Origin of the sequence: Flavitalea sp. (assembly GCF_035489435.1) — a bacterium.
In the GTDB taxonomy this organism is placed as follows: Bacteria; Bacteroidota; Bacteroidia; order Chitinophagales; family Chitinophagaceae; genus DATHKG01.
Window position 1 is genome coordinate 53558 of the sequence record NZ_DATHKG010000029.1, and the last position, 21501, is coordinate 75058.

The 21501-nt window shown below is 42.7% G+C and carries 13 protein-coding genes; 10 read left to right on the forward strand and 3 right to left on the reverse strand.

Features of this window, described 5'->3' with window-relative positions; genetic code table 11:
- The first annotated feature begins 144 nt into the window (after window positions 1-144).
- The 10 genes from VK664_RS05320 (at window position 145) to VK664_RS05365 (ending at window position 17961) form a co-directional block, all read left to right on the forward strand.
- Entirely contained in the window at window positions 145-3168 is a 3024-nt protein-coding gene (locus VK664_RS05320; RefSeq protein WP_461397582.1) for a SusC/RagA family TonB-linked outer membrane protein, read from the forward strand.
- A gap of 18 nt (window positions 3169-3186) precedes the next feature.
- Window positions 3187-4722 carry a RagB/SusD family nutrient uptake outer membrane protein gene (locus VK664_RS05325; protein ID WP_461397583.1) on the forward strand — a complete coding sequence of 512 codons (1536 nt, stop codon included), beginning with the start codon at window positions 3187-3189 and terminating at the stop codon, window positions 4720-4722.
- Between the two features lie 42 nt (window positions 4723-4764).
- Window positions 4765-5721 carry a glycoside hydrolase family 43 protein gene (locus VK664_RS05330; RefSeq protein ID WP_461397584.1) on the forward strand — a complete coding sequence of 319 codons (957 nt, stop codon included), beginning with the start codon at window positions 4765-4767 and terminating at the stop codon, window positions 5719-5721.
- A 23-nt stretch (window positions 5722-5744) separates the two neighbouring features.
- Entirely contained in the window at window positions 5745-6926 is a 1182-nt protein-coding gene (locus VK664_RS05335) for a cellulase family glycosylhydrolase (protein ID WP_461397585.1), read from the forward strand.
- 79 nt (window positions 6927-7005) lie between these two features.
- Window positions 7006-9861 carry a family 43 glycosylhydrolase gene (locus tag VK664_RS05340; protein ID WP_461397586.1) on the forward strand — a complete coding sequence of 952 codons (2856 nt, stop codon included), beginning with the start codon at window positions 7006-7008 and terminating at the stop codon, window positions 9859-9861.
- 46 nt (window positions 9862-9907) lie between these two features.
- Window positions 9908-10981: a glycoside hydrolase family 43 protein gene (locus VK664_RS05345; RefSeq protein WP_461397587.1), complete on the forward strand. Its 1074-nt coding sequence runs from the start codon at window positions 9908-9910 to the stop codon at window positions 10979-10981.
- Between the two features lie 133 nt (window positions 10982-11114).
- Window positions 11115-12788, forward strand: coding sequence for an FAD-dependent oxidoreductase (locus VK664_RS05350; RefSeq protein WP_461397588.1), 1674 nt, complete (start codon window positions 11115-11117; stop codon window positions 12786-12788).
- A gap of 120 nt (window positions 12789-12908) precedes the next feature.
- Window positions 12909-14684 carry a DUF885 family protein gene (locus tag VK664_RS05355; protein ID WP_461397589.1) on the forward strand — a complete coding sequence of 592 codons (1776 nt, stop codon included), beginning with the start codon at window positions 12909-12911 and terminating at the stop codon, window positions 14682-14684.
- A 53-nt stretch (window positions 14685-14737) separates the two neighbouring features.
- The gene (locus VK664_RS05360) at window positions 14738-16987 is read left to right on the forward strand and encodes a S9 family peptidase (RefSeq protein ID WP_461397590.1); all 2250 of its coding nucleotides are present in this window, start codon (window positions 14738-14740) and stop codon (window positions 16985-16987) included.
- 32 nt (window positions 16988-17019) lie between these two features.
- The gene (locus tag VK664_RS05365; protein WP_461397591.1) at window positions 17020-17961 is read left to right on the forward strand and encodes a VOC family protein; all 942 of its coding nucleotides are present in this window, start codon (window positions 17020-17022) and stop codon (window positions 17959-17961) included.
- Window positions 17962-18210: 249 nt separating this feature from the next.
- Here VK664_RS05365 and VK664_RS05370 read toward each other — a convergent pair whose 3' ends face one another.
- From VK664_RS05370 to VK664_RS05380, 3 genes are all read right to left on the reverse strand, one after another.
- Window positions 18211-19767, reverse strand: coding sequence for a hypothetical protein (locus VK664_RS05370; RefSeq protein ID WP_461397592.1), 1557 nt, complete (start codon window positions 19765-19767; stop codon window positions 18211-18213).
- Between the two features lie 30 nt (window positions 19768-19797).
- Window positions 19798-20514 carry a hypothetical protein gene (locus VK664_RS05375; RefSeq protein ID WP_461397593.1) on the reverse strand — a complete coding sequence of 239 codons (717 nt, stop codon included), beginning with the start codon at window positions 20512-20514 and terminating at the stop codon, window positions 19798-19800.
- Window positions 20515-20609: 95 nt separating this feature from the next.
- Window positions 20610-21501 (reverse strand): hypothetical protein (locus VK664_RS05380; protein WP_461397594.1); only part of this gene is annotated, 892 nt, incomplete at its 5' end.

A 21501-nucleotide genomic window follows, 5' to 3' on the forward strand; every position in this document is an offset into this window, starting at 1 on the left:
TTGATCAGGTTGATACAATTAGACTAAATATTGATACAAAACGGTTGAGCTGGAAAATATAATTCATTCAATTTACAATTCATTAACGTTTGTTGCTTCCGACTTCGGAACATATTGAAAAACTTTCTTTAAAACAGCTTAGCCATGATGAAAAGATCTTCATTGTATTCGCGGCTATCGCAGCAATATATAAAAATATTGCTCATGCCGGTCCTTCTACTCTTTTCACTGTTCACCTCTGCACAAACTTCTACCGTAATTACGGGTAAAGTTACCGGATCTAATGGCGAACCCTTGCCGGGCGTCTCGGTGAACCTCAAAAAATCAACTTCCGGTACAGCTACAGATTCTTCCGGTAACTATTCACTGGAGGTTCCATCACTTACCGGTACGCTTGTATTCACTTTTGTTGGACTCACACCACAGGAAATTTCAATTTCAAATCGTGCCACCATCGATCTTGTCATGCAAAGCAATGCCACAGATCTTGGAGAAGTAGTGGTGGTGGGTTACGGTACCCAAAGAAAAAAAGATCTTACAGGTGCAATCTCTGTGGTCTCTGCCAGGGATATTCAGAGGCGTCAGGTAACAACGGTTGGTGAGGCTCTACAGGGACTCGCATCCGGGGTGAATGTCCGCGCCAGTGGCCTGCCGGGATCTGAGGCCCGGGTCCAGATCCGTGGTTTGAAAAATGTACAGAATGCGAATCCTTTATATGTGATAGATGGACTCATCACAACCGGTAACCGGGATTTTAATCCAAATGATATTGAATCGATCCAGATTTTGAAAGATGCTTCTGCAGCGGCCATCTATGGATCGAGGGCGGCCAATGGAGTTATCATCATCACTACCAAAAAAGGAAAGAAGGGGCCGATGCAGATTGAATTCTCCGGCAAAGCAAGCATTCAGAAAATGCCCGAGTATAATCTTGCGGGCCGTGATGAATTTGCGGCGCTTAATTATATGGCATATGATAATGCCGGCGCTACAAGACAAAACCTGGATATGAATAACAACACCGACTGGCAGGATGTTGCTTTTCAAAATGGGGCCATGCAGGATTACAATCTTACGTTTTCCGGGGGTAGCGATAATGGTTCATACCTGGTGTCTGCAAACTACTTCGATAATAAAGGAACAGTTATCAGTACCGGCTTCAACCGGGTGAGCCTACGGGTAAATTCGCAGGGTTCAAAAGGTATTTTTAGTATCGGTGAAAATATAGCCATTACGAATAGCAGGACGGATGAAATTTCCGGTAATCCTGTTGCCGATGTCGTGCGTTTGCTTCCAACCATTCCTGTTAAAGATCCGGCCAATCCCGGCGGTTATGGTTATGGCAACGAGTCAAAAGCAAGAACATTTGGCACCAATCCCGCTGCCATCGCAGACCTTGAAGATCGGGATAATGAGAATTTCAGAATCCGTGGTAATCTATGGGCAGAATTAAAATTCCGTCCCTGGTTGAAATACCGCTTTAATGCTGGATATGAAACAAGCAATGATCATTACAAATATTTCCGCAAGCAGGGCAACTGGACCTTGAACCAGGCATTTGATCCGGCTATCCTGAACGAAAACCGGGCAAGGTCTCAAACGGTATTGCTTGAAAACACGCTTAGCTTTAACAAGGCATTTGGTAAACATGCAATCAATGCAGTTGTGGGTCAAACTTATCAGCGCGATGATTATGCCCAGATCTGGGGAACCAAAAGAAATATTCTCCAGAACTCACTCGGCACTTATTATGATGTGCTTGACCAGGGTAACGAACCACAGACTGGTGGCTACGAACAAAAGGCAATTCTTCTTTCCTATCTCGCCCGGGTTGAATATAATTTTAATGAGAAATATATTATTAACGGCGTACTCAGGCGGGATGGATCATCAAGGCTTGGCCGCAGCGAACAATGGTACACTTTTCCTTCCGTATCAGCTGCCTGGCGCATCAGCAACGAAAACTTCTTCAAAGCCAGCTGGCTGGATGATCTGAAGTTACGTGCCAGTTTTGGAACCCTTGGTAGCTCTAACATCGGTTATTGGGATTACCTGGCCACTATCAATACATTCTCTACAGTACCCATTGGCCTTGATCAGCATGTTGAACCGGGAGCAACACAGGTGCGGTTGGTAAATCCGAGCCTGAGATGGGAAAAACTCCAGCAGACCAATATTGGAATTGACGCAGAATTGTTTAATCATAAAATATTGTTAAGCGCTGAATATTTTATTTCAGAAACACAGGATGTACTAACGGATATGCCTATCCCATTAACCTCCGGCAACGATGGTGGCAACCCGGTTGCCAATGCAGCGACATTAAAAAACACCGGGTTCGAAGTTTCGGCAACATATCGTAATAATGCGGGCGTCTTTAATTATTATGTCACTGCGAATGTTACTACCCTGAAAAATAAAGTACTGGAGCTTGGTTACGGCCGCAATAATATCTATGTCGGAAACACTGTGACAGAAGTTGGAGCCCCAATAGGAATGTGGTATGTTTTGCAGACTGATGGTCTTTTTCAGACACAGGCAGAAGTTGATGGCTATCGCAATAAAGACGGCAAGGTTATACAACCTACCTCTAAACCAGGAGACATTAAATTCCGGGATAACAATGGTGACGGGCAAATTACCAACTCTGATAAAGTTGTAGTTGGTAGTCCCTGGTCCGATGTTGAACTTGGTTTAAACCTCGGAGCATCATGGAAACAATTTGAATTCACGATGAACTGGTTCGGTGCATTCGGGGCAACTGTGTACAACGGGTACTATAGCCTGGTTGACAGGTTTGATGACAATTCAAATTATCGTTCCGGTATCCAGCCATGGACGGCTGCAAAACCTACCGATGCCACGCCACGTGCTTATTACGGATCAACATTGAATTCGCGGGGTGATTCGGATCGTTGGCTGGAAGATGGGAGTTTTATGCGAATGAAACTGATCAGCCTTTCTTACAATTTCTCTCCTGATCTTTTGAAAAGGATAGGTTTCACCAGCGCCCAGCTTTCGGTTTCAGGTCAGAACCTGATAACAATTACATCTTATAATGGCCTGGATCCCGAATTTAATAATTCAAGTATTTTTCAACGCGGGTTTGACAACTTCAGTTTCCCCAACCTGAAAATGTATACTGTTGGATTACAATTTGGATTTTAATAAATACGATTCATTATTATGAAAAAGATATTAAATACAATCGTTTGTTTTTTATTGCCGGTTATCATTTTAACCTCATGCAATAAAGACCTGTTGGATATAGATAATCCGAACACGCTGACCGAACAGGAATTCTGGATTTCAGAGTCAGATGCTCAAAAAGGTGTGAACGCAATTTATGCCATGTTCGCGAAACCAGGCACCTGGGCGAGATGGATGTATTTCAGGATGGATCTTACTTCAGATGAAGGGTTTAGCAAAAGCCCATGGATTGAACTGGCAGACTGGACCCGGTTCCAGTATGTGAATTATAATTTTTGGGAAGGTAATGTGATTACCTGGCGTGATACCTATAAGGCAATCTTCAGGTGTAACCAGGTATTGGCCAATGTACCCGAAATAACTTTTGCTGACGCGGCAAAAAAAGAAAGCCTTCTTGCCGAGGCAAAGTTCCTGAGAGCCTTCTTTTACTATTATGCTGCCGTGCTTTGGGAAAACGTTCCACTTGTGCTTGAACCCTCGTTGCCGGATGATTTACCTGAACCCGGAACACTTGCCGAGGTTTGGGCACAGGTGGAAAAAGATCTCACCGAAGCCGAAGCTGCATTGCCCGTTAGTTGGCCCGCAGTTGGTGTTGGCCGGCCAACCAAGGGATCTGTAAAAGCATTTCTTGCCCGCACATTAATGCAACAACGGAAATGGACAGCTGCAAAAGCACAGCTTGATTATTTTTTCACTGGTGCAGGTGCAGGCAAGTACAATCTTGTTGCAAACTACAATGATAATTTTACGCATACCAATGAAAACAATATTGAATCTGTTTTTGAATTACAATTCTCAGATGCCAACAAGGGTGGTGACGGAGATGATCCTAACCAGAACATGGGTTCAAACAGGGCACAGTTTTTTGCGCCACGTGGAATTGGTTGGGCCGATGGCCAGGCGCGTAACTGGCTTGTAACCGAATTTAAAAAAGAAAGAACAACGGCTAACCAACTTGATCCAAGATTAAGGACTACTTTATTTTATCCTGCTATCGAAGCTGATTTTGGAGATAAGATTTATGGCCGAAGCTGGGAGTGGAACGCTGATGAAGCCTGGTTCAGAAAATATCAACGCGACTATTTCAGGAACAATGAAGATTATTTTGCACAGAATAATTATCGCATCGTTCGCTTCGCTGATATCCTGTTGATGTATGCAGAAGTACTGAACGAACTTGATCAGACCGCGGCAGCGGCACCGCATGTTAATCGCGTTCGTGCGCGGGTGAATATGGCCCCGCTTGCTGTGGCTCATCCGACTGCTTTACTCAGCAAGGACCAGTTCAGGGAAAGACTCAAAATAGAAAGAGTGTTGGAATTGTGTGGCGAAAGTGTGCGCTGGCCCGATCTGAAACGCTGGGATGATCTGCAAAGCACTGCAAAAGTGAATATTGTTGCACAACGTGATCCGGATTTCCTGAACTTCATAATAAATAAACATATCCGGCTGCCGCTGCCACAACAGGAAGTGTTGAACAATCCGAAACTGAGTCAAAATCCACAGTATTGATCCTAAGTCCGTATTGATTCAGTCCACGCAATGTAAAAGACCATGATTAGAAAATTGCTGTTTCTATTTTTGCTTATTGCTGATCAGCTTTGCGCCCAGGTTAACATAGCTGATCCATTTGTACTAAATTTCGATGGTAAGTATTACCTCTATGGTACTGATGACAAAAACCCAAATGCAGGTATCCCTGTCCTTGTATCGGATGACTTGATTAACTGGAGTGGACCGGCAGGGAAGGCTGAAGGTAAACTGGCGCTTGCCAAAGGGAGCAGTTATGGAACAAAAGGTTTTTGGGCTCCCTTTGTCGTAAATTATAAGAACAGGTTTTACATGTATTATACCGCGAACGAAAAAATTGCGGTTGCCACCAGCGATTCGCCGCTTGGGCCGTTTATTCAAAAAGAGTTCCGGCCCATGCAGGATTCAGTGAAAGAAATAGATCCGCATGTTTTCATAGATACGGACGGCAGGAAGTATCTTTATTTTTCAAGACTTATTAAAGGTAACCGTACTTATGCCGCTGAACTTTCTGATGATATGTTATCAGTAAAAAAAGAAACGATCGTGGAATGCATCAGCTATTCGCAACCATGGGAAGTTGTTTCCGGATCCGAATGGCCGGTAACGGAGGCCCCTGCCATGTTGAAGCACCAGGATCAATACTATCTTTTTTATACTGCAAATGATTTCAGGAGCCCGGCTTATAATGTAGGATACGCTGTATCAGCGTCACCGTTAGGACCTTTCGTTAAATACAATCAAAATCCACTGATTAAACAAACAGATAAGATAAAAGGAACGGGAGGATGCGAATTTGTTGCCAATCGTTCAAATGAACTGATCATGTTTTATCATGCCCATGCAAATGAGCAATCTGCAACACCCCGTCAAACCGTATTCAGCAAAGCAATGTTTGCCCCGGGAAAAGGTTCCGCTCAGACAATATTCCAGGTTTCGGATAACAAGGTGTTTCCAAAGTCTGCTCAATCGTCTAAATAATATCTAAACTATAAGATTAAGTCATGAATAAGATTAAGTCAGTATTTACGATTGCGTTTTTGTGCCTGTTATTTCAATTCTGCGGCACACCGGAGGAAAAACAAATAGCTGCCAGTTCACAGGAAGAACCCATAAAGGCCCGTACGATCTGGTCGCGTGAAGATGCAAATAACTGGTATGCAAAACAACCCTGGCTGGTTGGTTGTAATTTTATTACTTCCAGCGCTATTAACCAGCTTGAGATGTTCCAGGCTGAAACTTTTGATACTGCCACCATTAACCGTGAGCTGGGCTGGGCCGCTTCTATCGGGATGAACACTGTTCGCGTTTATCTTCATGATCTTTTATGGAGCAGTGACAGCACCGGTTTTGTTAGTCGTTTAAATCAGTTTCTTGCAATAGCTCAAAAGCACAATATCAAACCCTTATTTGTCTTGTTTGATTCCTGTTGGGATCCGTTTCCAAAAACCGGCAAACAGCGTGATCCAAAACCGCATGTTCACAATTCAGGTTGGGTGCAGAGTCCGGGACTTGAAGTGTTAAAAGATTCAACACAGCATCCAGAACTTGAGCTGTATGTAAAAGGTGTAGTGGGGGCTTTTGCGAAAGATGATCGAATACTTGGCTGGGATATCTGGAATGAACCTGATAACCCCAATACTTCTGCTTATGGAAAAGTCGAACTTCCCGATAAACCTGCCTATGTATTGCCTTTATTGAAAAAGGCATTCCAGTGGGCGCGTGCGGTAAACCCTGTTCAGCCGTTGACCAGTGGGGTATGGGTCGGCAACTGGGCCACATCCGATTCATTGAAACCAATAGAAAAAGTACAGCTTGAAGAATCTGATGTAATTTCTTTCCACAACTATGAAAATGGCGAGGAGTTCGAGAAGAGGATAAAATGGCTGCAACCTTATGGCAGGCCAATTCTTTGCACTGAATATATGGCACGCGGTAACGGCAGCTTTTTTGCCACTTCATTGCCGATAGCCAAAAAATATAAAGTTGCAGCTTATAACTGGGGGCTGGTCGATGGAAAATCACAAACCAAGTATGCCTGGGATAGCTGGAAAAAACAATACAATGCCTCACCGAAATTATGGTTCCACGAGATTTTTAAGAGCAATGGAAAACCATATAAAAAAGAAGAGACTGATCTCATTAAGAAACTCGCCATTACAGACAGCACAGTGAAAAAATCATGATGATAAATCATAATGATGAAAGTACTTGTTGCCCGAATACAAGTCAGGGCATGCTATGATCCAATAAATAAAAGAAAGAATGAAATTTCCGATACTCTGCTTAATCTGTTTTTGTTTTATCAGTAGCCTGGCGCAGCAAAAACAATCATCATCAACTTCAACGGGTTCACTTTCTAACCCTGTACTGCTGAATGTGGCTGATGCAGGAGTGTTACGATATAATGGCCAATATTATATTGGGGGTGTTCGTACCAATGGATCTTTTTATGTTTCCAGTGATCTCGTAAACTGGAAAGGACCTCACCATGTATTCTCGATGAATAACCGCTGGGCCACGGGCACCGCCTCAGGTGATAACCAGATTCATGCAAACGATATGGTTTATATCAATGGCAAATTTCACCTGTACTGGTCCGTTAATCATTTTGGCAATGACAAGGACGTTCGGCATATCGGGCATGCCAGGGCAAATGGAGTGCTTGGTCCTTACAGGGAGCCTGATTCACTAACCTGGCTTGATAGCCGGATTGATCCCAAATTGTTTGTTGATGATGATGGGAAATTATACATGTATATGGTGAAGTTTACCGATGGTAACACTATCTGGGGCAGGCCCATGAAAGATCCCGGATCTTTTTCAGGTCCCCCCGTTTTCCATTTCGCTTCTTTACCCAATACCTGGGAAACTGCTGACAATCGGGTAATAGAAGGTCCATGGGTACTGAAATACCGTGAAAACTATTACATGATTTATAATGCAAATCATACATCTACGCAATGGGGAAACTACATGCTCGGAGTTGCACAATCAAATACACCGCTTGGATTTAATAATGGCAGCAAATATGCTTACCCGGTGATGCAATCGAATCAGTTTGATCTGAAAGATCTTTACCCGGACCTGTTGAAATATGATTCGACAGATGGTGGTTTGTTTTGGTATACGACCAGCAAACCGACTGATAGCAACTGGAACAATTTACCTCTATCTAAAGGTGAATGGAAACAGGGCAGACCAGGATTCGCGGCTGAATTTACGAAAGGCTCTACCACAAGGGATAAAAAAACAGAATGGAAGACTCAGGAAATCTGGCTTCGCCGTGATTTTAACTATGATAAAATTAAACATGGCAATCTTGCATTAAGACTAAATCACAGCGGCCCTTCCCAGGTCTGGCTGAATGGCCGGCTCATCTACGATAGTACTGGCAGCAGGTATTTGTCTTTGAACCTTGAGCCGCAGGCACTTGCTCTGCTTCGTGATGGTAAAAATTCAATTGCAGTCTATAGTAAAGCCGGGCAGCGGGCACTGATCGATGTTGCTTTGTTCGCAATGAGAACCGACACTGCACAAAAAATTGTTTATTCACCGGGTCAGCCAAATATTGTGAAAGGACCAAATGGCTTTGAATGGTGGATGGTTTATATGGCTGATCAGACTGACCAGCGACGCAGCCAATATGTTGACCGTGTTCATTTTTTTGATAAAACAATGTATGTTGATGGAATCACCGGCAAAGATGTTTCAGGATACCATCCATTGCCTTCAGCACCTTCGGTTGGCGATATCTTCGATGGAAATACATTTGATGACAACCGATACCGGGTTTTGTCCGGCAAACTTTCGGTGCTTGAAGGAGAGGCCCGTCAAACAGGTAATGCCCCTGTTGAGGTGCTTATCAAAGATGATCCGGCCACCCATTATCTGTTTGAAGTGGGTGTGAAACCAGGTTCAATCCGGGCCGGAATATATGCCTGGTACCAGGATGAAAAAAACAACCTGCTGATTGTCTTCAACCGGGATGAGAAGAAGCTGCAGCTTATCACCAGGAAAAATGCTGTTTTACATACCAGGAACATTGTACTGCCGGCCGGTTTTGATTTAAGTGTGTACCATACTGTTAGTGTCTCTAAAAATGATTCTCAATTTCAATTGGAAATCGATGGATTGAGACTGCCGGGTGGATTTACAATCAGTACTGCTTTTTCAGGTAAGGGATTGCCTGGTCTTTACAGTAGTGCCGGCACAACTGCTTTCGATGGGATTATTTTCACAAAGGGTTTTGACGAAGCGGATGCCTCGTTTAAGGGCTGGCAATCGGCTGCACCAGGTCAAACTGTTAAGGCCGTTCAAACAACAAATGCCCGTCAACTGGCAACAAACTGGATCATAGACTCTACAGGTATAAAACCAGTAATCAAAAGCGGTACTTACAAAGCTGTAAAAGGAGATCTCTTACAAAACTATGAATTTGGTATCCAGGTAACCAGTCATGATACAGCGGGTGCAGCGGGTATTTACCCGGTTTATATTGACAATGAAAATTATGTCCGGGCCAAACTCGATTTTGCGCAAAGCGAGTTTCTCATAACAGTGATGAATAAAGGAATCCCAGGCAAATCAATAAGTGTCCCCCTTCACCAAATGACTCCGCAATACTCCGACATAAAGTATACTGATTTTGCCGAAAATACTTATTCCATGAGCGCGGAAACAAAACTTACAGGTTTACGTCTAAGCCGTCACCCGCTTAACAACCCGGACACGATGATTAATGACCTTTATACTAAAATGGATATTATGTATCGTTCGGATGGTACCTGGAAACCATTGACCGGTTTAAAAAAAGTAGTATCCAATCATCCTGCTTTCGACAGCCTGGATTTTGACCCCGTGTATGCGGATGGTCTAAGGTTCACCAATAAAGGTGCTGACAACAACAGGTACCTCTATAAAATCTGGGTTGGTGAAAACAACCGGTTATCTTACAACTTAAGAGCCCGTAAGATAGGGAATGAGATATTTATTTTTATCGATGGAAAACATGTGGCGCACATTGAGCAACAGTTTGGTCCTTCGCGTGTTGGCATTTTCACGGAAAACAATGTCTCAAATTTTAACGGTGCAATGCTCTATCACTTGCCCGGTAATTAAAACATAAAAGGACTGACTTATTGATGGGGTTCAAAAGTTGCAGGCTATGACTGGATTCAACAAGTATCTCAACATTATTATTCTTTTTTCTGCCTGTTATAGCTGTGGTACTGCTGGTCAGCAAGCAACGGGCTCTTTATCGGGCGTAAAATCCCGAAATTTCAATTCATTATTCATCAATCCTGTTCTTAACAAGGATTTTGCGGACCCGACTGTTATTAAGGCAGCAGATGGGTTTTATTATGCATACGCAACTAATACGGGTAACAAGGATGGCAGTATGACCAATATCCAGGTTGCGAAATCAAAGAACCTGGTTCAGTGGGAACTGCTCGGAGATGCACTTCCACAGCGACCCACCTGGGCAAATAAGGACTTCTGGGCACCTCATGTCAGTTATGATGGCAACCTTAAAAAATACTTCCTTTATTATTCCGGTGAATCCATAAATGATTCCATGGGAAAATGTTTGGGAGTAGCGGTATCATCATTACCGGCCGGGCCCTTTGTTGATAAAGGAAGTCCGTTGATCTGCGGCGAAACATTTGTTAACATCGATCCTATGGCTTTTGATGATCCTGTAACAGGGAAAAAATTATTGTATTGGGGATCAGCATTCAAACCAATAAAAGTGCAGGAACTGTCTGCTGACAGGATAAATTTTAAAGCCGGAAGTATTCCAACAGATCTTGTTTCTCCCGTGATAAATAAGGATCCTTCCAATTACCAGAAGCTGATTGAAGGGGCATGGGTGGAATATAATAACGGATATTATTACATGTATTTTTCGGGAGATAATTGTTGTGGTGAAAAAGCACACTATGGTGTGATGATAGCAAGGTCGAAGTTAGCTTCGGGTCCTTTTGAAAATAAATCAGGCGAAGCAGACGGTAAGTATTCAGTCATCCTGGGAAAAAACTCAAATTGGATCGCGCCGGGTCACAATTCTGTTGTGAAAGATGGAGCGGGTGTTAACTGGATTATCTATCATGCCATAGACTCTGCACAACGCAACGGGGGCAGAAAGATGCTTATTGACAAAATCATTTATCATAACGGCTGGCCAACCATCGGAAATGGAACTCCTTCGACCGATTCAACGAATGCACCCGGCCAATAATTTAAATTTCGCTATTAGTCTCCTAATTACGTTCTGAATCCCTACTTTTAAAGCAGGTGGCAAGCCTGGTTGAGAATGAATTCCCCGTCACGTATATGCCTGACTGTTACTATAAACATTACTAACAATGCTGATGAAAATTTCTATTCCAATAAGATTAATGCTGTTATTCTGGATTGCATCATCTGCCTGTAATTCACCGAAAGAGACGACTAATAGTTATGAAGCTGATATCATCATCTACGGTGGAACCTCCGCTGCGATTACCGCAGCTGTACAGGCAAAGAAAATGGGTAAGTCTGTCATTATAGTTTCGCCGGATACCCATTTGGGTGGACTCAGTGCCGGCGGGCTTGGTTTTACAGATACCGGTAACAAGGGTGTGATTGGTGGATTATCACGTGATTTTTATCACCGGGTTTATATGCGGTATGCGCAGGACAGCACCTGGAAATGGCAGCCTAAATCAGAATATGGCAACAAAGGGCAGGGAACCCCGGCAATCGATGGTAATGAACGAACCATGTGGATCTTTGAACCACATGTGGCCGAAGCGATTTTCGAAGACTATATCGCGGAAAATAAAATCGAAATCCATCGTAATGAATGGCTGGATCGGGCAAAAGGCGTTGAGAAAAAAGATAATAAGATTGTTTCTTTCAAAACGCTGAGCGGTAAAACCTTTAATGGAAAGATGTTCCTTGACGCAACTTACGAAGGTGACCTGATGGCTGCAGCCGGCGTAAAGTATCATGTTGGCCGCGAAGCAAACAGCGTTTACAATGAACAATGGAATGGCGTGCAGACCGGGATCTTCCATCATGGGCACAACTTCAAAATGCAGATCTCTCCTTATAAAGTACCAGGTAATCCTTCAAGTGGTTTGCTTGCAAATATTTCATCTGAAGATCCGGGTAAAAATGGTGAAGGAGATAATAAGATCCAGGCTTATTGTTTCCGGATGTGTTTGAGCAATCATCCTGAAAACCGGGTAGCTTTTGCCCGGCCGGATGGCTATGATTCTACACAGTACGAACTACTTGTTCGAATTTTTAATGCAGGATGGAATGAACTCTTTGATAAATTTGATCCCATTCCAAATCGTAAAACCGATACAAATAATCATGGTCCCTTTAGTACCGATTATATCGGGATGAATTATGATTACCCCGAAGCTTCCTATGAAGTTCGCCGCGATATCATAAAAAATCACGAAACATACCAGAAGGGACTTTTGTATTTTATAAGCACCGACCCAAGGATTCCCGATAGTATTCAAAAGGCATTCAACACCTGGGGACTTGCAAAAGATGAATTTAAAGATAACGGTAACTGGCCTCACCAGATCTATGTGCGTGAGGCGCGCCGTATGTTAAGTGATTATGTGATGACTGAAAATGATGCCCTTGGCAAACGCGAAGTCCCGGAGCCGATTGGTATGGGTTCCTATACAATAGATGCGCACCATGCACAGCGATATATTACACCTGAAGGTTTTGTCCAGAATGAAGGTGATGTAGGTGTGAAGGCACCAAAACCGTATAGCATTTCATACAAATCAATCATACCCAAAAAAGCAGAGTGTAGTAATTTGCTGGTACCTGTTTGTATTTCAAGTTCACATATAGCTTTTGGTTCTATACGCATGGAACCGGTCTTTATGATACTTGGTGAATCAGCGGCTACTGCTGCTTCACTGGCAATTGATGGGGACGTCAGCGTACAGGACCTGCCATACGAAACATTGAAGCAAAGCCTGATACAGCAAAAACAGCAATTAAGCTTAACCAATCAGATAAAACAATAAGGCCATAAGGCCATTCCTGTTATACCAATGAAAGTTGCCGTTTCAATGGGAAGATCGTTCACTAACAGCCAAAGGCATATATGCAAGACAACTGAAATACTATCTGTCAATTTTGAGAATATGAAACGAAATCTGGCTTTTGTTATCGCATCAGTTTTATTGGGTTTTTCCCTGCACTCCAATGCGCAGACTTCCCGTGGAACTAATTTATACCAGCAAACGAGCGAGATGGCAGATATGATGATACAATATGATGCGGACAGAGCAAGCATCATGCGTTTCTATTCTACCAGCGGATCCGGCGATGAATCGCGGCTGCGACAACAGCGGAGCGATTATAATTCTCCCGAACGCCGTCAGCGTTTAATGCAGCTCACAGCAGACTATCTCAGGCAGATAACAGTGGTGGATTTTGATAAGATGAACATCAATGGTAAAGTAGATTACCTGTTATTCAAAAGAAATCTTGAGGATGGTCAGAACCAATTGTTGCAGCAACAAAAGGATTATGAACAGGTGATAAAATTCTTAACTTTTTCTGATAAAATATATGTTATTGAAAAACCACGTCGCAGGGGAATAGCCGTAAATGGAGAGCTGGCAGCAAAGGAGTTGAATGAAATCAGCAATGAAGTAAACCTGGCGATTAAGAAACTGAAAACGATTGATAGCATTGAGATGAAACAAGCCAGCCTTGCAGCTGATGCTGTCAACGCTTTACAAGGTGCCTTGAAAAATTATTATAATTTCTATAACGGTTATGATCCATTATTTACCTGGTGGGTACCGAAGACTTATACAGGACTGGATAGCTTACTCAACCTGTATGCCTTATCATTAAAAAAGAAAGGAAAGATTAATACCGCACAAAAGGACGATGGCAGTGGTATCATTGGTAATCCTATCGGAAGGGAAGAGTTGATACGAACACTGAAACTTGAATTTATTCCCTATACCGCAGAAGAACTCGTGGATATCGCTAATAAAGAATTTGCATGGTGCGATGCAGAACTTCTGAAAGCATCGCGGGAAATGGGGTTTGGTGATAACTGGAAAGCGGCACAGGAAAAAGTAAAAAATATGTTTGTGCAGCCAGGTAAACAACCGGAAGCAATGTATGATCTGTACAAACAATCCGTTGATTTTTTGAAAAAAAATGACCTGGTCACAATACCACCATTGGCCGAGGAAGCCTGGGGTATGTACATGATGTCGCCCGACAGGCAAAGAGTAAATCCGTTCTTCCTGGGAGGAGAATCACTGATAATTTCATATCCAACCAACTCGATGACTTATGATGAGAAAATGATGAGTATGCGGGGTAACAACCCTTATTTTTCGCGTGCTACAGTTCATCATGAGTTGGTTGCCGGCCATCATTTGCAAGGTTACATGAAGGGAAGACATAAGACCTACCGAAATTTCGACACACCATTTTGGGTGGAAGGCAATGCGCTGTATTGGGAATTATTATTATGGGATATGAATTTCCCGCGTACACCGGAAGACAAAATTGGCATGTTATTCTGGCGTATGCACCGCTGCGCAAGAATTATTTTTTCACTAAACTATCATCTTGGCAAATGGACGCCACAGCAATGTATCGATTTCCTGGTTGACCGCGTAGGTCATGAAAGAGCCAACGCTGAAGGTGAAGTGCGACGATCGTTTACCGGAAGCTATGGCCCTTTATACCAGATAGCATATATGATTGGTGGGTTACAATTCATGGCACTGAAAAGAGAATTGGTAGATACACATAAAATGACCTATAAGCAATATCATGATGCAATATTGCACGAGAACAGTTTGCCTATAGAGATGTTAAGGGCTATTTTAACCAACCAGCCTTTAACCAGGAACTTTAAGACCAACTGGCGTTTTTATGAAAAATAGTATTAATCCTCCTGCGGAATTATTCTATTAAATTAATTGACCAAAGCCATACAATGAAGAAATTTATAACTGCTGTTTTTTGTTTGTTATTTTTATATCCTACACTGGCGCAGGAATTGTCGAAAGCTGATTATGCCCGCGCGGTTTCCTTCCTATGGTCCAACCTCACCAATAACAAAGTATTCAATCTTTCTTTACAGGTTAACTGGTTTTCCGACAGTACGGGGTTTTCATTTGTTACCCATAGCAGCAACGAGAAAGTCTTTAATAAATATAATTTTAAAGAAATGAAGGTCGACAGGATGTTCGATCATGCCAGGCTTGCAAAGCTGTTGACAGATTCATTAAAAACAGCATTTAAACCAACCGCGTTGCCATTTGATGTTGTGAGATATGTTAACAAATCAACCATTGAATTTAATATTCGCGGCAAGGGATATAAGATCGATTTAAATAGTTGGATACTCAAGCTCAAAATGCCGGAGGAAGAAAACGAGATGGAGACGAAATCGCCCGATGGGAAATGGATCGCCTTCAGCAAAGAAAACAATCTTTATGTCCGATCAACATCAACGGGAAAAGAAAAACAACTCAGTACCGGTGGAAAAAAGAATTATGAATATGCCAGCTACTACGAATGGGGAGAGTTGATTGAAGGCGAAAATGGTGAGCGTCCTCCTCATTTTGGGGGCAATTGGTCGCATGATTCCAAATGGATTCAAACTTATATTTGTGATCTCACCAAAGGGCAAAAGATGTATTTGTTGGACTGGAGCGTTGATACATTGTATCGTGCCCGCCTCTTATCTTATTATCGTGGCTCGCCTGGCGATACAGATATGGTATACATGATTCCTGTGATTTTTAATGTTGAAACAGGGGAGGAGATGCGCCTGGATGAGTTGCGGAACGTAAATGCGGCCAATTTTGAATGGGCAAAGGAACCAGGCATTATCTATATGGAGAACAGGGTACGGGGTTACCAGCAAACAGATCTCTACCGTTATGATCTTAACACAAAAAAACAGGAGAAAATTTATACTGAAACAAGTCCTACAAATATTGACAATTATAACTCACTGCTACAGGAAGATGCCAATGAAATTATTATCACATCCGAAAAGGATGGATGGAAACAATTGTATTTGCTTAACATAAAAAATAAAACACTCAGTCCGATCACAAATGGAACATTTTATGTAAATGATATTCTGCACACGGGTAAAAATTCTCAACCCATTCTTTTTGTCGCTTCGGGCCGGGAACCTGGCCGGAATCCCTACTACCAGCATGTTTATAAAATAAACCGCGACGGAACAGCAATAACGCTGTTAACGCCGGAGAATGCCAACCATGATGTTTCAGTATCACCGGATGGAAAATATTTTACGGATAATATTTCGGCGCCTGATCAGCCTTCAGTATTAGTTCTACGTGAAAGCAAAACCGGCCGCATTATTCGTGAACTTAATAAAGCCAACATCGATGGGCTAATGGAGATGAATTATCGTTTCCCTGAAACGTTTTCGGTGACTGCCGGTGATGGTACTACAAAGATTTACGGCGCTATCTGGAAACCAACCTTATTCGATTCAACAAAAAAATACCCGGTGATAGACCAGTCATATACAGGGCCTCATACCAATATGTTCCCAAGAAGTTTTACCGCTTCATTGGCGCGTTCAAACCAGGCGCTTGCTGAACTCGGGTTTATAGTTGTTACGATAGATGGCAGGGGCACGGCGGGCAGATCAAAAGCGTTTCACAATGTTTCATATAAGAACATGGGAAAAAATCTTACGGATCATGTGATGGGGATCAGGGAACTGGGAAAAAAATATACATGGATGGACACAAGCCGGGTCGGGATATTTGGTCATTCAGCAGGTGGTTATGATGCGGGACATGCCGTGCTTGAATTTCCGGACTTTTATAAGGTAGCTGTTGCAAGCTCCGGTGATCATGACTTCAGAATGGAAAAAGACTGGTGGCCGGAAATGTATATGGGCTGGCCGGTTGATTCAACATATAACCAGGTTTCCAACATCACAATGGCAGGAAATTTGAAGGGGAAACTACTTATTGTTCATGGCGGAATCGATGAGAATGTAAATCCCTCGGCAACCTTCAAATTTGCAGAGGCACTTATAAAAGCGGACAAGGAATTTGATATGCTGATTTTGCCCAGCCAGCATCATGGCTATACCGGGAAGTTCAATGACTATTTTACCAAGAAGAAATGGAACTATTTCGTTGAGCATCTGATGGGAGCCAAACCTATCTGGAATTTTGAATTAAGGTAATTTCTACATTTTAAACCTTTAAATGAAAGATTATGCAAAAAGTTATTCCCCATCTGTGGTTTGATAATCAAGCTAAAGAAGCAGCAAAATTCTATACTTCGATTTTTCCGGACTCAAAAATCAGCAATGTAACTACGCTCCGGGACACACCATCCGGTGACACCGAAGTGGTTAGTTTCCAACTCTGGAATCTGGAGTTTATGGCTATCAGTGCCGGCCCACTGTTTAAGTTCAATCCTTCTGTATCATTTATTGTTAATTTTGATCCGCTCCTATTTGGTTCTGCCAGCTCAAAAGAAGAAGCCAGGGAAAAATTAGATACGGCCTGGAACAAATTATCGGAAGGCGGCACGGTGCTGATGCCGCTGGACAAATATCCTTTCAGTGAGCGCTATGGCTGGATCCAGGATAAATATGGCTTGTCCTGGCAATTGATACTCAGCGATCCCGAAGGAGAGCCAAGACCCGCAATAATGCCATCTATTCTGTTTGTCGGTAGCAAGGCAGGCAAAGCAGAGGAAGCGATCAACTTTTATCTTTCCGTATTTAAGAATTCAAAAATGGGTGGGTTGTTTCGTTACGGCAAAGATCAGGCACCTGATAAAGAAGACTCAGTTATGTATGCCGACTTTATGCTTGAAAATACCTGGCTGGCGGCAATGGATAGTGCACACGATCACAAATATGATTTTAATGAAGCAGTCTCTTTGCTGGTAAACTGCGAGGACCAGGCCGATATAGATTATTACTGGAAAAAATTATCGGCCGACCCTTCCTCTGAACAATGCGGTTGGCTGAAAGATAAATATGGATTATCGTGGCAGATTTCATCTGTCGATTTGGAAGAAATGATGACTAATGGCACGCGTGAGCAGGTGGACAGGGTTACCCAGGCTTTTATGCCGATGAAAAAACTTGATATTGAAAAATTAAAAGCGGCATACCATGGTAAGCCAGTTTTAGAAAAAAAGTAGTTCCCATTTTTCTTAATCCTGTTATTTCAACCCCTGTTATTTCGACAGAGAATTACAATAAGCCAACTACCTACGTTTAAAATATAATTGGAAATGTTTTCAATTTTATTGAAAGCATTTCCAATTATATTTTAAACAGAAAATCAAACAGAGAGGGTACCTTCGGCACTGTCTTTCCTGCCTGTAAACGGAAACACATCCGGGCTATGCTGTGCCTGGCAATTAATGTTAACCCGGGCTTACAGTATCTTAGTTTAATCTACTTGCCTGAGATGACAGAAGGGATGCAAAATAATTTCTCAGGGCGCTATATAATGTCGCCGAGAATTCCTGATATTTTTCATGATCCTGTTCAACCTGCTGATCATTCCACGAGCCCATGCCGCCGAATACATCTGCGAATGCAATTGCTAACATACCATAGATATCCACCTTTCTCCAGCCTAACATTTTAAAAAGTTCTCCGATCCATTGAGCTTCCCGAAGCTTCGCGACAGCATGTTCTGAAAAACCAGCTGAAATTAAATTCGCCGCCAATAATTCAAAATGCTCTTCATTATATTTCTCACCAGGTTGTTCCGTTTCGAGTATATAAAGGCTCAGGTTAAAGGATTCTTCAAAAGGAGATTTGATTTTCGCCGCAAAAGTTTTAATGGCTTCCAAAGCGGTAATAAATTTTTTACGCGCCATATCAGCACCAGGAATATCCGGTAGCAGTGCTTCTTTAATCTGCTCAAACGCATAGTATTCCCAGTGTTGTTTTTTACTTTCCGGCACCCATCTGTCATTTTCTGACTTTGACCGGGCGGCAGCTCTTTTCAGTTCCAGGTCATCCGGTCCAAACTTATCTGAAAGCGCTGACGGAATTATTCGTTTTTTGTGTTGCTCTTCACACAATGTGCAAATGCAGCGGCAGATGGGATTCACGATCTTTTGTAGCAAGTCGTGTTCCATCTTTTCAATTTTTTTCCGCCACTGATCCACAGGAACAGGAGTCATGTTTGCATAAGCGTATTCCGTCAGGGAAGCGTTCAGGCTCTCCCAAATGAGTTTCTCTTCGAACAACTGTGACTCTACCAACAAAAGGATATCGCCGGACGAAACGTCGCCTGAAGGATTCAGATATACATGCTCGATGTTATCAACAAAATAGGGCATTTGCCCGTATTTCATAAATACATCCTGCATACCTTCAGGTATTATGAATTTACATTCATGAATTGTGGACTCGATCTGTACTTCACTGATCAGATTGTCAGCGAGAGACTCAAATACCTTTCTTCCTTCTTCGGTTAAAAGATATACTGGCGCCTGAGCCTGTGGAAAGGTTCCGCGTTGATTAAGAATATTTGATTCCAGTATTAAGGTTGCCGCCCTGGACCAGGCAATTTCTTTATTTGGCTGACTGTCGAGAAGTAAAATGAATTGCTCGGGTGTAATTTCATACTGAGACGAAGAAAAGCTGTTTAGTACAAAAGTACGGATCTGGCTTTTTGTTGTAATTTCAAGCAGAAGGTCAGACGGGCCGGCAAAAGCTGCAAGTATATGCGCCTGCAAAGCGTGATCCTGCAAAGAGCTATTGAACAACTTTACTTTCAATACATCCTCGCTACGAAGCCTGTTGATCCAACCTGCGAATGTTTCTTCATCACCGTTTTCCCGGGCCCCAAGGGAAACAAAGTGGGGTTTTCTTAACTCATCATGGACGTAATTTTTTTCAATGATCGAAAACAAAGGTAAAATCTGGTCCCCGGTCGCTAAAAGCGCCGCTGATGTCAGGACTTGAATGTGGTCTGTACGAGTCATAAAAATAAAATAATTTTAAGCAATGTTTTATTAGAGTCGAATCCATCCGATCCACGACTGCTTCTTATTTTCCGGATAGAAAACCAGCCTCCATTTTCCGGAGCTTGTCAATTCAACAACCTTTGTCAATTTACTGATGTAGCGGACATGGTTTCCTTTTATGGTCTCTTCTGAGCAATCGTCTTTTTTCACAATATCATTTATTTTGGGACTGCTGCGAAGCGTGCCTTTTATTTCCGTTTCGTGCAACTTATCCAAAGTGATTTTAGTGTTTCCGTCGAAGGTTATTACGTTTTTATCGACCCCGGAGTCATTGTAAATCGTTATCGCGGTATACTCTGAGAAATAATCACAGCAACAGGCTTCCTTAAGAATGTTTATGATTGTGCCTTTTGTAGTTTGTTCCAGTGCTATTATTTGTCCGGGAGAGTCATGAATCTGCTTTAATTTCTGTCCATCATTCAGAAATATTCCGGTTTGCGGATAAGGCCTGCAAGGTCCCGAATAGATCAGATCATCAATTCCGTCGTTATTTAAATCAACAACATGGTAGGAGTCCCATTTACGAAAACTTTGATCATCACAGAAGTAGTCTTTAAGCGGCGGAATTTTTGAAAATCCCGTTGTATCGAACGCAAAGGCAGCGTGGTTGTTCAGTAGCTTTAATCTTTTCTCAATATCAAAAGTTGTCTGTGCCGGGGAAACGGTCGACAATGATAAGGTCAATATTGACAGGTAGAATTTCATTAATGATATTGGTTATTGTATGTCCGGCAGGACGTGAATATATAACAGGGCCCAATATAGAAGAATTATGGAGTAGATGCAAGTGGCATGTCTTTTTATGGAATGAAGGCTGATGCGGATGGTATGTTCTCTGCCTTTTCAAATGAGCGCAGGTATGCATCGCGGTAGAATTGCATTTCCGTTTTTTTGTTTTGCTTTTTCAGGCTCAGATATAAACCCAGGGATGACCAACCGTTTCCGGGATTCCATACCAGATCTTCGCGGTAGATTTTTTCGGCAGTCGCGGCCTGTCCCGCTTGTAGTAAATATGCTCCAAGATATTGACGGGCAGGCAACATCCAGTCACTAGGTTCGGTATAAATAAGACGATCTTCTATTGAAGTAGCTTGTGAGAAACCCGCCAGTGCAGCTAATGTTTTTTTTTGTTTAAACGCGATAGCCCCTTCCAATATCCCTTCCGCAATCCTGGCACCATCCAACGGCGTATTGAAAGGGATACGCCGGATTTTTAGTATCGGATCTGTGAGGCGTTCCTTTAGTAAGCGGAGTTGCTGTTCCGCTTCATTTGTCTTTCCCGTATTGAGTAAAGCCATCCCCCACCCGAAATGAAATAATACAGAGGCGTAAGAAAGTTTATTGTCGGGTGGTCGTTGCTCCAGAACAGATTTCCACTGCCCGAGCCTGACCTGCGCTAACAAAGGAAACATAGACAGGTATTGTTCATAAGTGCTTTCGGGTGAGGGCGACACGCTTTTGCTGCATCGACTGGCTGTTCGTTCGCTTTCTGCGCTCATCGCCCCGCTCAATGCGCAGTAGGCCTGCACGGCGAAGTAGTGCTGCGAATGGCGCGACAATGAAAGATGAGGCGCAAGAGAATCATAGAGCAGCAGGTTCTCATCAGCCTTATCATTGGAAGGTATCCCTTCTGCAAACAGACCATTGCGTTCATATTCATGACTAGCCATGTGTACCATATGTGCGATGCCG

Bases quoted from the DNA above. Each gene is read 5' to 3' on its own strand.
- VK664_RS05355 (WP_461397589.1), top strand. From the start codon at position 12,909: ATGAAACGAAATCTGGCTTTTGTTATCGCATCAGTTTTATTGGGTTTT.
- VK664_RS05370 (WP_461397592.1), bottom strand. From the start codon at position 19,767: ATGACTCGTACAGACCACATTCAAGTCCTGACATCAGCGGCGCTTTTA.
- VK664_RS05325 (WP_461397583.1), top strand. From the start codon at position 3,187: ATGAAAAAGATATTAAATACAATCGTTTGTTTTTTATTGCCGGTTATC.
- VK664_RS05345 (WP_461397587.1), top strand. From the start codon at position 9,908: ATGACTGGATTCAACAAGTATCTCAACATTATTATTCTTTTTTCTGCC.
- VK664_RS05335 (WP_461397585.1), top strand. From the start codon at position 5,745: ATGAATAAGATTAAGTCAGTATTTACGATTGCGTTTTTGTGCCTGTTA.
- VK664_RS05330 (WP_461397584.1), top strand. From the start codon at position 4,765: ATGATTAGAAAATTGCTGTTTCTATTTTTGCTTATTGCTGATCAGCTT.
- VK664_RS05320 (WP_461397582.1), top strand. From the start codon at position 145: ATGATGAAAAGATCTTCATTGTATTCGCGGCTATCGCAGCAATATATA.
- VK664_RS05360 (WP_461397590.1), top strand. From the start codon at position 14,738: ATGAAGAAATTTATAACTGCTGTTTTTTGTTTGTTATTTTTATATCCT.
- VK664_RS05375 (WP_461397593.1), bottom strand. From the start codon at position 20,514: ATGAAATTCTACCTGTCAATATTGACCTTATCATTGTCGACCGTTTCC.
- VK664_RS05365 (WP_461397591.1), top strand. From the start codon at position 17,020: ATGCAAAAAGTTATTCCCCATCTGTGGTTTGATAATCAAGCTAAAGAA.
- VK664_RS05340 (WP_461397586.1), top strand. From the start codon at position 7,006: ATGAAATTTCCGATACTCTGCTTAATCTGTTTTTGTTTTATCAGTAGC.
- VK664_RS05350 (WP_461397588.1), top strand. From the start codon at position 11,115: ATGAAAATTTCTATTCCAATAAGATTAATGCTGTTATTCTGGATTGCA.